This is a genomic window from Nocardioides sp. NPDC057577, assembly GCF_042801335.1.
GTDB lineage: Bacteria > Actinomycetota > Actinomycetes > Propionibacteriales > Nocardioidaceae > Nocardioides.
Window position 1 is genome coordinate 1 of sequence record NZ_JBHVGB010000182.1, and the last position, 11,831, is coordinate 11,831.

Annotated in this window: 11 protein-coding genes; 9 read left to right on the plus strand and 2 right to left on the minus strand. The window is 72.4% G+C overall.

The annotated features are described in order from the left end of the window. Positions 1–257: 257 nt before the first annotated feature. Both ACFU7D_RS25095 and ACFU7D_RS25100 read right to left on the minus strand, forming a co-directional pair. Positions 258–1,121 (minus strand): IclR family transcriptional regulator, encoded by an 864-nt coding sequence (locus tag ACFU7D_RS25095; protein ID WP_378728944.1) that lies wholly within the window; start codon positions 1,119–1,121, stop codon positions 258–260. 41 nt (positions 1,122–1,162) lie between these two features. Beyond that, on the minus strand, positions 1,163–1,738 hold the full coding sequence (locus ACFU7D_RS25100) for a flavin reductase family protein (protein ID WP_378872488.1): 576 nt from the start codon (positions 1,736–1,738) through the stop codon (positions 1,163–1,165). 152 nt (positions 1,739–1,890) lie between these two features. On the opposite strand from ACFU7D_RS25100, the gene ACFU7D_RS25105 reads away from it, so the two are divergent. The 9 genes from ACFU7D_RS25105 to ACFU7D_RS25145 all read left to right on the plus strand — a co-directional run bounded on the left by ACFU7D_RS25105 (position 1,891) and on the right by ACFU7D_RS25145 (position 11,813). Beyond that, entirely contained in the window at positions 1,891–2,898 is a 1,008-nt protein-coding gene (locus ACFU7D_RS25105; protein WP_378872490.1) for an alpha/beta hydrolase, read from the plus strand. Beyond that, a complete protein-coding gene (locus tag ACFU7D_RS25110) occupies positions 2,895–3,620 on the plus strand; it encodes an SDR family NAD(P)-dependent oxidoreductase (RefSeq protein ID WP_378872493.1) in 726 nt (241 codons plus the stop codon). Before ACFU7D_RS25105 ends, ACFU7D_RS25110 begins: the two co-directional genes overlap by 4 nt. 16 nt (positions 3,621–3,636) lie before the next feature. Then, a complete protein-coding gene (locus tag ACFU7D_RS25115; protein ID WP_378872495.1) occupies positions 3,637–5,265 on the plus strand; it encodes a flavin-containing monooxygenase in 1,629 nt (542 codons plus the stop codon). Then, entirely contained in the window at positions 5,262–6,140 is an 879-nt protein-coding gene (locus ACFU7D_RS25120) for an alpha/beta fold hydrolase (RefSeq protein ID WP_378872498.1), read from the plus strand. The genes ACFU7D_RS25115 and ACFU7D_RS25120 overlap by 4 nt, the downstream gene beginning before the upstream one ends. Continuing rightward, positions 6,137–7,336: a hydroxylase gene (locus ACFU7D_RS25125; RefSeq protein WP_378872500.1), complete on the plus strand. Its 1,200-nt coding sequence runs from the start codon at positions 6,137–6,139 to the stop codon at positions 7,334–7,336. Before ACFU7D_RS25120 ends, ACFU7D_RS25125 begins: the two co-directional genes overlap by 4 nt. 25 nt (positions 7,337–7,361) lie before the next feature. Continuing rightward, positions 7,362–8,261 (plus strand): VOC family protein, encoded by a 900-nt coding sequence (locus ACFU7D_RS25130; RefSeq protein WP_378872503.1) that lies wholly within the window; start codon positions 7,362–7,364, stop codon positions 8,259–8,261. Continuing rightward, entirely contained in the window at positions 8,258–9,688 is a 1,431-nt protein-coding gene (locus tag ACFU7D_RS25135) for an FAD-dependent oxidoreductase (protein ID WP_378872506.1), read from the plus strand. The genes ACFU7D_RS25130 and ACFU7D_RS25135 overlap by 4 nt, the downstream gene beginning before the upstream one ends. A gap of 64 nt (positions 9,689–9,752) precedes the next feature. Then, positions 9,753–10,916: a 3-hydroxy-9,10-secoandrosta-1,3,5(10)-triene-9,17-dione monooxygenase oxygenase subunit gene (hsaA, locus tag ACFU7D_RS25140; protein WP_378872509.1), complete on the plus strand. Its 1,164-nt coding sequence runs from the start codon at positions 9,753–9,755 to the stop codon at positions 10,914–10,916. Between the two features lie 99 nt (positions 10,917–11,015). Then, complete coding sequence (locus tag ACFU7D_RS25145) at positions 11,016–11,813, plus strand: glucose 1-dehydrogenase (protein WP_378872512.1); 798 nt, start codon at positions 11,016–11,018, stop codon at positions 11,811–11,813. Positions 11,814–11,831: the final 18 nt, after the last annotated feature.

The window sequence follows — 11,831 nt, forward strand, 5'->3', positions numbered from 1 at the left end:
TGGGCGCGCCGCCGGAGCCGCTTGGGGGCGGCGTGTCGAGACCAACACGGTGCCCTTCGCGCTTGATCGTGCCGTGTTGGTCTCGACACGCTCGGCCGCAGGCGGCCTCGCGGCTCGACCAGCGGTGCTGGCGGCTGGCGGTGCTGGCGGTGAACGAATTTTCGTTCACCGCGCAAAATCCACCCTTCCGAGGAGCCTCCGGGTGGTGACCACACCCGGGCCGGCGGCCCAGACCAGCCCCGAAGAAACGCGACAGCCTAGACCCAACCGTCAGCCGGCAAAGTCTGTAACAACCTCCCCAGAACCCCGTCGGTGCTAGGCCGAACAACCTCAGCCACCACGTCCCGCCCGGCCAGCCGCTGACTGATGTGCGCAGCCGCGCGCAGGACCAAGGGACCGAGCCGCTGCAGCTTCTCCAACGGGACCTGGCCGCCCAGCGAGATCGCCCCGAGCAGCCCCTCGTCCTGTACCGCGGCTCCCAGCGCCGAGACCCCTAGGACGAGCTCCTGGTTCTCGTAGGCGAGACCGTGGTGCGTACGGACCCGGGCCAGCTCCTGGTGCAGGCTGGCGAGGTCGCCGATCGTGCGTGGGCTGCGCTTGGGGACGCCTGCCGGGTAGAGCGCGTCCATCTCCTCGGCAGGGAGCCGGGCGAGCATCGCCTTGCCCATCGCGGTGGCATGAGCCGGGACCCTGCTGCCGACGGTGGTGGGCACGCCGGTGGGGCCGCGGCCGGAGATGCGGTCGAGCACGAGCACGTCGTCACCGATCAGCACGCCGAGGTGGACCATGAGCCCGGTGTCGAGGTGCAGCCGGTTGAGCACCGGTGCCGCGACCGCGCGCAGCTCGGGGTGCTCGACCAGCGAGTGCCGAGCGGCGGAGGCTCCGGCCGAGAGGGCGTAGCCGTCGGGGCGCCGCTGGATCCACCCGGTGACGAGCAGCTGGTCGAGGATCCGGTGGACCGTGGAGCGCGGCAGGCCGGTGCGGACCGCGATCTCGTCGAGGCGGAACCGTGCGCCGGGCTCGTCGAAGACCCTCATGATGAGCGCGATCCGGCCGACCATCGAGACCGGGGCGTCCTTGCCCTCGCTGTCGGTGCGGTTCTTCTTGGCCTGCGTCACCACGGGTCTGTCGCCTCCTCGGACAGTTTCGATGATAGGACTTCTCAGCCCCACCGGTCGTTCCATCCCCACAGATCTGCGGCCTGGACCGGCCGCTGCGTACCCAGCCCGAAGCGGCCGCGGTGGAAGACCAGCGGCGGTACCTCCGCGCCCAGCTCCAGACCGAGCACCCGGCACACCGCGATGTCGTGGTCCCCGGCGACGTGTACGTCCTCGAGCGAGCAGTGCACCCGCAGCAGTGCGCCGGGGAGCGAAGGGGCTCCCCAGGCGGACAGCTCGTGGTCCAGACCCTCGAACCGTGCTCCGGCGCGCGAGCCGAAGCGACCGCAGACCTCGATCTGGTCCTCCGTCAGCACGTTGACGCACAGCGTGCCGGCCGAGCGGATCCGGCCCCAGGCGCGCCCCTCCCGCCCGGCGCAGAACATCACCAGCGGCGGCTCGAGGGAGACCGATGCGAACGACTGGCAGGTGAAGCCGACCGGCTCCCCGTCGGCCACCGCCGTCACCACGGTGACCCCGCTCGCGAAGGCGCCCATGGCGCGGCGCATCCCCTCCGGGGTCGGGTCGAGCGGCTCGGCCGGAGGACTCTGCGGAGCGGTCGGGAGCGCGAAGGCGGTCATTCCTCGACGGTAGGTGCGGTCGAGGAGGCAGGGCTCGCCTGTCCCGTTCATCGGGAACCTGCCCGAGGGTCCCGTTGGATGGGACCGCCGCCCCGGGATGCGCTCCGACGCGCCACCGTTCGAGGTCCCGCACCACCCCGGAAGGAGGACCGGTGAACCAGCCCGCAAGCAGCCCGTCGATCAGCCCGGCCGGCGGCGTCGTGATCGACCACGAGGTCGCCCGCTTCCTGGCGCTCCTCAACGAGGGCTTCCCGCCGGTGCAGACGATGGCCGCAGCCGACGCCCGCGCGGCGGTCGCCGCCCGTCGTACGCCGCTCACGAACGCCGACGACGTCCGCTCGGCCACCGACGTCGGCATCGACACCGGGACCGGCCGGATCGGCGCCCGGGTCTACCGGCCCCATGGACCCGAGGACGTACGCCGTCCGCTGATCGTCTTCCTGCACGGTGGCGGCTTCGTCTTCTGCGACGTCGAGAGCCACGACGGCTTCTGCCGACAGCTCTCCCGCGAGGTCGACGCGGTCGTGGTCTCCGTCGACTACCGGCGCGCCCCCGAGCACCGGGCGCCGACCGCCGCCGAGGACGCGTACGCCGCCCTGGTCTGGGCGAGCGAGCGCCACGACGAGCTCGGCACCGACCCGGCGCGCGTCCTGGTCGCCGGCGACAGCGCGGGCGGCAACCTTGCCGCCGTCGTCGCGCTGGTGGCCCGCGACCGCAACGGCCCGGCGCTGGCCGGGCAGGCGCTGCTCTACCCGGCGATCGACCCCGCGTGCGACACCTCGAGCTTCGAGACCTACGCGGAGGGCCACTTCAACACCGCGGCGGCGATGCGCTGGTACTGGGAGCAGTATCTCGGCGCGGACCGGACCCTCCCCGAGCCGCCCGAGCTGGCCGCACCCAGCCGCGCGGCGAGCCTGACCGGCCTGCCGCCCGCGGTCGTCGTGGTCACCGGTGCCGACCCGCTGCGCTCCGAGGGCGAGGCGTACGCCGCCCGGCTGGCCGCCGACGGCGTCCCGGTCCTCGCCCGGACCTACCCGCGCCTGTTCCATGGCTTTCTGACCATCCTCGCGCTGCGCGCCGGGGCGTCCGCCCGCGAGCTGCTGTACGCCGACCTGCGCCGCCTGCTCTCCGTCGGGTCCACGGCAGGGGCACCGGCATGACCGCCCCCGTCATCGACCTGACCGGCAAGGTCGCGCTGGTCACCGGCGCGGCCGGCGGGCTCGGTGCGGCCGTCGCGGCAGCGTTCGCGGACGCCGGTGCCCACGTCGTCCTCGCCGACACCGATCTGGCCGGCGCCACCCGCACCGCCGAGGAGATCGGCGGCAGCGCCGAAGCGGTCGAGCTCGACGTCCGCGACCCGGACGCCTGGCAGCGCGCGACCGCGCGACTCCTCGAGCAGCACGGCCACTGGGACGTACTCGTCAACAACGCCGGCGTCTATCGCAAGGCCCCGCTCGCGGAGATGGCGGATGACGAGATCGCCCTGGTCCTCGACGTCAACCTGCGTGGCACCGTGCTCGGCACCCGGGCGGCGGCTCGGTCGATGGCCGACGGCGGCGCGATTGTGAACATCTCCTCGACCGCCGGGCTCGCCGGCCACCGCCACGCCCTCGTCTATTCCGCCACCAAGTTCGGCGTCCGCGGCGTCACTCGCTCAGCGGCCCTCGAGCTGGGGGAGCGCGGGATCCGGGTCAACGCGGTGTGCCCGGGCCCGATCGTGACCTCGATGATGCGCGCCGACCAGGTCGACTGGTCGGCCGTACCCCTGTCCCGGGCGGCCGAACCCCGCGAGGTCGCCGCCCTCGTCACCTACCTCGCCAGCGACGCGGCCGCCTACTGCACCGGCGGCGACCACACCGTCGACGGCGGCCTGAGCGCCTGAACCCAGGAGAGACCGAATGAACGCACCCACGGACACACCTCGCGACCTCGTCATCGTGGGCGCCGGCCTTGCCGGCGTCTACGCGATGTACCGCGCGCTGGAGAAGGGCCTCGACGTCGTCGGTGTCGAGGCCGGCGAGAGCGTCGGCGGCACCTGGTACTGGAACCGCTACCCGGGCGCCCGCTGCGACGTCGAGAGCGTCGACTACTCCTACTCCTTCGACCGCGAGCTCGAGAAGGACTGGAAGTGGACCGAGCGGTTCGCGACCCAGGCGGAGATCCGCTCGTACTTCGACCACGTCGCCGACCGCTACGACCTGCGCCGCCACTTCAGCTTCGGCCGCCGCGTCACGTCCGCCCACTTCGACGAGCGGACCTCGCTGTGGACGGTCACCCTCGACGACGGCACCCGGCACCGGACCCGCTTCGTGATGATGGCGACCGGCTGCCTCTCCGTCCCGATCCGTCCCGACCTCCCCGGCGTCGAGGAGTACGCCGGCACTCAGCTGTTCACCGCCCAGTGGCCCGAGGAGCCCGTCGACCTGACCGGCAAGCGGGTCGGCCTGATCGGCACCGGCTCGTCCGGCATCCAGGTGGCCCCGATTCTCGCCGAGCAGGCCCAGTCGCTGATCGTCTTCCAGCGCAGCGCCAACTACACGGTGCCGGCGCGGAACCGGCCGCTCACCGAGGAGGAGTGGCGGCAGGTCCAGGAGACCTATCCGGAGCGCCGGGCGGCCTCGCGCTATGCGCCGGCGGGCTCGCTGAGCACCACCCACGCGCAGAAGGCGACCGAGGTCGACGCCGAGGAGCGGCAGCGCGCCTTCGAGGCGCGCTGGCAGGAGGGCGGGGTGCTGTTCGCAAAGACCTTCCCCGACCAGAGCAGCGACATCGTCGCCAACGACTACGCCCGCGAGTTCGCGGAGTCGAAGATCCGGGAGATCGTCGAGGACCCCGAGGTCGCCGAGGACCTGATCCCGAGAGACCACCCGATCGGCACCAAGCGGATCGTCACCGACACCGGCTACTACGAGATGTACAACCGCGACGACGTCGAGCTGGTCAACCTGCGCAAGCACCCGGTCGAGCAGGTCACCGCCTGGGGCATCAAGACCGACGATGCCTCGTACGAGCTGGACGTGATCGTCTTCGCGACCGGTTTCGACGCGCTCACCGGCGCGCTCACCTCGATCGACGTGCGCGGTGCCCGTGGCGCGGTGCTCGCCGAGGAGTGGGAGCACGGCCCACAGACCTACCTCGGGCTCGGCGTCGCCGGCTTCCCGAACCTGATCACCCTCAACGGCCCTGGCAGCCCGTCGGTGCTCGCCAACATGTCGACGCACACCGAGCAGCAGGTCGACTGGGGCATGGACCTCATCGAGTTCTGCCGGGCCAACGGCATCGACCAGGCCGAGCCACGCCGCGACGCCGCCGAGAAGTGGACCGAGCACCTCGGCGAGGTCGCCGAGGGGACGCTCTTCACCCGCGCCGCGTCCTGGTACATGGGCGCCAACATCGAGGGCAAGACCCGCACCTTCATGCCCTACATCGGCGGCTTCGGCACCTACCGCCGGCTGTGCGACGAGGCCCGCGACAACGGCTTCGAGGGCTATGTCCTGACCCGCGCGTCGTCGGGGGCCACGGCATGAGCACGTACGACGCGACCCGGCGCGAGCTCGCGACCGACGCCGGCATCCTCGTCTACCACGAGTACGGCGAGGGCCCGCCGCTCCTGCTGCTGCACGGCTCCGGGCCCGGCGTGACCGGCTGGCGCAACTTCCACCAGAACCTGCCCGCGCTGGGTGCCCACTTCCGGTGCCTGGTCCTCGAGCTGCCCGGCTTCGGCGTCAGCCACGACATCGACGAGTCGCCGTTCGCGGCGGCCGGTCCCGCGGTGGTCCGCTTCCTTGACGGCATGGGCCTCGGCCCGGTCCCGGTGATCGGCAACTCGATGGGCGGCGTGGTCGCGGCCCAGCTCGCGATCGCCCGCGCCGACCTGTTCTCGAAGATCGTCACCGTCGGCGGCATCGGCGCCACCGTCTTCGGCGCCGGCCCAGGCGAGGGCATCGTCCGGCTGACCGACTTCGTCGAGAACCCGACCCGGGAGGGCCTGATCCAGTGGCTGCGGTCGATGGTCTTCGACCAGGCGATGGTCACCGAGGAGCTGATCCAGCAGCGCTGGGACCTCGCCACCGAGCCCGAGACCCTCGCCTCGGCACGGAGGATGTACGGCCGCGAGGCCAACGCCGCCCGGGCCGCGATGGCCGCCGCGAGCGACCGGCCGCCGTACTGGGCGATGCTGCACAAGATCACCGCACCCGTCCTGCTGACCTGGGGACGCGACGACCGGGTCAGCCCGGTCGACATGGCACTGGTGCCGATGCGCACCATTCCGAACGCCGAGCTGCACGTCCTGCCGCGCTGCGGCCACTGGGCGATGATCGAGCAGCAGGCCGCCTGGGAGGCGGCGGTGCTCGCCTTCCTGACCCGAAAGGCTGACCCCCGAAAGGATATGAAGGCATGACCACCAACGACCACACCGCACAGGTACGCGCCCGCATCGACGAGCACGCCGACGAGCTGGCCGCCCTGGGGCGAGCCAACGAGGACCTCGGCCGCCTCGACGACCAGGCCGCCAAGGTGCTGCGCGACTCAGGTGTCATGCGGCTCCTGCAGCCGAAGCAGCACGGCGGCCGCGAGGCCCACCCGCGCGACTTCGCCGAGACCGTCATGCGGATCGCCGGGCTCGACGGCGCGACCGGCTGGGTGGCCGGCATCGTCGGCGTGCACCCCTGGGAGATGGCGATGGCCGACGAGCGGGTCCAGGAGGAGGTGTGGGGGAGCGACCCGGACACCTGGATCGCCTCGCCGTACGCCCCCATGGGCGTGCTCACTCCTGTCGAGGGTGGCTACACCCTGAAGGGGCGGTGGCAGTTCTCCTCGGGCACCGACCACTGCGACTGGATCTTCCTCGGGGCGATGGTCGGCGACGCCGACGGCAAGCCCGCCCAGCCGGTGACCCAGGCGCACGTGATCCTCCCGCGTGCCGACTACACCATCGTCGCGGACTCCTGGGACGTCGTCGGCCTGCGCGGCACGGGCAGCAAGGACATCGTCGTCGAGGACGCGTACGTCCCGGCGTACCGGACGCTGCTCTACAACGACGTCGCCGACGGAACCGCCGCGAAGCGTGCCGGCCTGACCGAGACCGGCTACCACGTGCCGTTCTCGTGCGTCTTCCCGCTCGGCATCACCTCCGCCGTCATCGGCATCTGCGAGGGCGCGCTCGCGCACCACGCCGCTTGGCAGGCCTCCCGGACGACGATCTCCGGCGCCGCGAGCAAGGACGACCCCTACGCCCTGTACGCCCTGAGCGAGGCCGCCGCCGACATCGCCGCCTCCCGCGCCGCGCTGCTCGACAACGTCACCGGCATGTACGACGCCGTGGCCCGTGGACACGTTCCCACCTTCGCCGAGCGGGCCGCAGGGCGGCGTACGCAGGTCCAGGCGGCCTGGCGCGCGGTCCGGGCGCTCGACGAGGTCGTCGCCCGCTCGGGTGGCAACGCGATGCGGATGGACAACCCGATCCAGCGGTTCTGGCGCGACGCGCACACCGGCTTGGCCCACGCGATCCACGTGCCAGGCCCGACCTTCCACGCCGCGGGTCTCGGCGACCTCGGCCTCGAGCCGCCGGCCGGTCCGCTGCGCTCGATGATCTGACGCCACCACCGAACAGGAGCACCCCATGACCCATCTGCGCGGACTCGGCTATCTCCGGGTCCAGGCCACCGACCTGGCCCGCTGGCGCGAGCTGACCATCGACGCGCTCGGCTTCGCCGAGGGCACCGGTCCCGACCCCGACGGCCTCTACCTGCGGATGGACGAGCGCCGGGCCCGGCTCATCGTCCTGCCCGGCGAGACCGACCGGGTCCAGGCGGTCGGCTGGGAGGTCCGCGACACCGCGGACGTGGCCCGTGTCGCCGCCGACGTCGAGGCCTCCGGCCGCGGCGTGAAGACGCTGACAACCGAGGAGTGCGCCGAGCGTGGCGTCGAGCAGGCGATCTCGTTCGAGGACCCGGCCGGGACCGTGCTCGAGGTCTTCTGCGGACCGGTCCTCGACCACAGCCCGGTCGTCACGAAGTGGGCGCAGCGGTTCCACACCGGTGCCGAGGGGATGGGCCACGTCGTCCTGCCCACGACCTCGCCGGCGGAGACCACCGCGTTCTACACCGACGTGCTGGGCTTCCTGACCCGCGGCTCGATGCGGGTCCCCGGTGACCGCCGGGTGCAGTTCCTCGGCATCAACCGCCGCCACCACAGCCTGGCCATCTGCCCCGCCCCGCACGACGAGGCGCCCGGCATGGTGCACCTGATGGTCGAGGTCGACGAGCTCGACGCCGTCGGCCGCGCGCTCGACGAGGTCAACAAGCGGGAGTTCTCCATCTCCTCGACCCTGGGCCGCCACACCAACGACAAGATGATCTCGTTCTACGTCCGGGCACCGGGCGGCTGGGACATCGAGTACGGCTGGGACGGCATGCTCGTCGACGAGACCTCCTACACGGCCGAGGAGATCACCGCCGACAGCTACTGGGGCCACGACTGGTCCGGCTCCGAGCCGCTGGCCGCGTTCGTCCCCCGATGACCGCGAGCGTCACCGACACCGACGTCCTGGTGGTCGGAGTCGGTTGTGCCGGCGCGGCGGCCGCCCTCGAGGCGGCCCGCGCCGGTGCATCCGTCGTCGCCCTCGACCGGGCAGCCCCCGGTGGCTCGTCGGCCGTCTCCGGCGGCGAGCTCTACCTCGGCGGCGGCACGGCGCTGCAGCAGGCCTGCGGCATCGAGGACGACCCGGACCTGATGTACGCCTACCTCCACGAGGCGCTCGGGCCGCACCCGGACGCGGAGAAGTTGCGGCTCTACTGCGACGGCAGCGTCGAGCACTTCGACTGGTTCCGCGGGCTCGGAATCACCTTCAACCCGAGTCTGTACGACGGTGTCTCCTGGCTGCCGCCGACCGCCGACGGTCTGATGTGGCTCGGTGAGAACGCCTGGCCGTTCACCGAGCTCGCCCGTCCGGTCCCGCGCGGCCACCGGCCCGCCACCGACGGGTTCGGCGGCTGGGTGCTCATGGACCGGCTGACCGCCGCGGTCCGCGAGGCCGGGGTGGACATCCACCCCGACACCCGGGTCACCGGCCTGCTCCAGGACGACGGTGGCCGCGTCGTCGGCGTCCGGGCCCGCCGTTTCGGCGAGGACATCACCTACCGTGCCCGCCGTGGCGTCGTCCTCGCCACCGGCGGCTTCGCCGACAACGACACCATGGTGGCCGATCACGCCCCGGCGCTGATCGGGCACAAGGCGGTCAGCGACGGCCTCGACGACGGCAGCGGCATCCGTCTCGGCGTCGCCGCCGGCGGCAGCGTACGCCGGATGGCGGCGACCCAGATCGCGCTGTCGGTCGTCCCCGCCCTCGCCTGTCGGGGGATGCTCGTCGACGGCCTCGGGCAGCGCTTCGTCAACGAGGACGTCTACCCGGGCCGTTTCAGCCAGGCCGCGGTGCTCCACCGCCCCGGGCCGTGGTTCACCCTCGTTGACGAGAAGGGCTGGGAGGACGTCCCCGAGCGCGAGCGCTGGGGCGTACAGCCGGCTGTCGTCGCCGAGACCCTGGCCGAGGTCGAGACCGAGCTCGGCCTCCCGCCGGGCTCGCTCGAGGACACCGTCGCCCGTTACAACCGCGACGCCACTGCGGGCGAAGACACCCGCTTCCACAAGGACCCGCGCTGGCTGCGCCCCCTCGAGGGCCCGTACGCCGCGGTCGACGCGCGCCGCGGCTTCGACCCCGACGGCAGCGGCCCGCGCGCCGGCACCGGCGTCTCCGGGTTCACCCTCGGCGGCCTGCGTACGTCCGTGGACGGCGAGGTCCTCGACGACTCCGGCAGCCCCGTCCCAGGCCTGTTCGCAGCCGGCCGGGTGACCTCCGGGATCCACGGCGAGGGCTACGTCAGCGGCACCTCGCTGGGGGATGGCACCTTCTTCGGCCGCCGCGCCGGCCGCGCGGCCGCCCGGGCCTGACACCGGTCCCACTCGCCGAGATCCGCGCCCCGCGGGACCACACCCGCGGTGGACCATCGGCGGTATGAGCCAAGAGATCCTGGACGCGGTCCGAACGCTGCTGCCGACGATCGCCGCACGTTCCGGTGTCGCCGACGAGGCCCGGGCGCTGCCGGCGGAGACGCTCGAGGAGCTCGTCTCCGCCGGCGTGCTGCGGATGCTGCAGCCCAAGCGCTATGGCGGCAGCGAGGCGCACCCGCTGGAGTTCTTCGAGGTGGTGCTTACGCTCGCCGGGGCCTGTGGGTCGACCGGCTGGGTGGCCTCGGTCCTCGGTGTCCACCCCTGGCACGTCGGTCTGTTCCCGGAAGCCGCCCAGGACGATGTCTTCGGCGCCGATCCGGACACGGTCGTGTGCTCCGCCTACGCCCCGGTCGGCCGCCTCGAACCGGTCCCCGGTGGCTACGAGCTGACCGGGCGCTGGTCCTTCTCCAGCGGCTCCGACCACGCCCAGTGGGTACTGCTCGGTGCGCTGCTGCCCGGCGCCGACGGCCGCCCGGAGTTCGTCACCACCCTTGTCCCGCGTGCGGACTTCCGGGTCGTCGACGTGTGGGACGTCGTGGGCCTGCGTGGCACCGGCAGCAACGACGTGGTCGTCGAGCGCGCGTTCGTCCCGGCGCACCGCACGCTGGCCCACCGTGAGCAGCAGGAGCTGCGCGGACCTGGGCAGGAGGTCAACCCTGGACCGCTCTACCGGATGCCGTTCGCGTCGGTGTTCACCACGGCCGTCACCGCCCCCGTGGTCGGCGCGGTGAGCGGCTGCCTCGAGACGTACCTCTCCAGCATGCGCGAGCGGGTCCGGGTCAGCCCTGCCGGCGGTCGCTTCGCCGAGGACCCGTACGCCCAGGTGGCCGTTGCGAGGGCCTCCTCCGAGGTCGAGGCGGCTGCCCTGCTGATGGACCGCAACATCAGCGCCCTCTATGACATCGCGGTACGCGGCGAGGAGATCCCGATGGAGCTGCGGCTGCGCACCCGGCGCGACCAGGTGCTCGGCACCGAGCGGGCGCTGGGCGCTATCGACCTGCTGTTCAAGACCGCCGGCGGCAACTCGCTGCACCGTGGCAACCCGATCGAACGGGCCTGGCGCGACGCCCACGCCGGAAGCGTCCACGTCGCCAACGACGTCGAGCGCGCGCTCGCCGGTTACGGGCGGCACGCGTTCGGCCTGCCGGTCGACGACGCTCTCGTCTGAGTCCCGGAGTCCTGTCCTGTCGAGCGGGACTGCGCCCGTCAGGAGTGTGACGTGGGCCTCAGAGTCGGGGTCAGAACCACCATCCCGACTGGAGGCACCATGAACAACCTGGACAACAAGGTCATCGTCATCACCGGAGGAACGTCCGGCATCGGGCTCGCAGCCGCCGAGCGCGTGCTGCGGAACGGCGGCACGGTGGTCATCACCGGCCGCGACGCCGAGAAGGGGAAGAAGGCCCTCTCCGAGCTCGGCACCGACCGGGCCAGCTACCACCAGCACGACGCCTCCTCGCGGGAGAGCTGGGACGCCCTGGTCGCGGCGGTCCTCGCCGAGCACGGCCGCATCGACGGCCTCGTCAACAACGCCGGCCTCTCGGCCACGCCGGTGCCCGTCGACCAGGAGAGCATCGAGTCCTGGGAGACGATCGTGGCCACCAACCTCAGCGGCCCGTTCCACGGCATGCAGGCGGTCATCCCCGGCATGAAGGAGAACGGCGGCGGCTCGATCGTCAATGTCTCCTCCAGCGGCGGCCTGATCGGCCTGCCGCTCACCTCCAGCTACGCCGCGGCCAAGTGGGGTCTGCGCGGGCTGACCCGGGTCGCCGCGCTGGAGCTGGCCGGCAAGAAGATCCGGGTCAACACCGTGCACCCCGGGATGGTTTACACGCCCATGACAGCGGTCAGCGCCGGCCTGGTCGAGGGAGAGGGCAACTATCCGCCCGCCCCCATGGGACGGGTCGCCAACGCCGCCGAGATCGCGGGCGCGATCGTCTACCTGCTCTCCGACGACGCCTCCTACACCACCGGTGCCGAGCTCGCCGTCGACGGCGGCTGGACCGCGGGCATCGCGCCCCGGGCGCTGCTGGGCGACGAGCTGGCCACGGCGTTCTTCGGCTGACACGGCGCACGAGAGGGG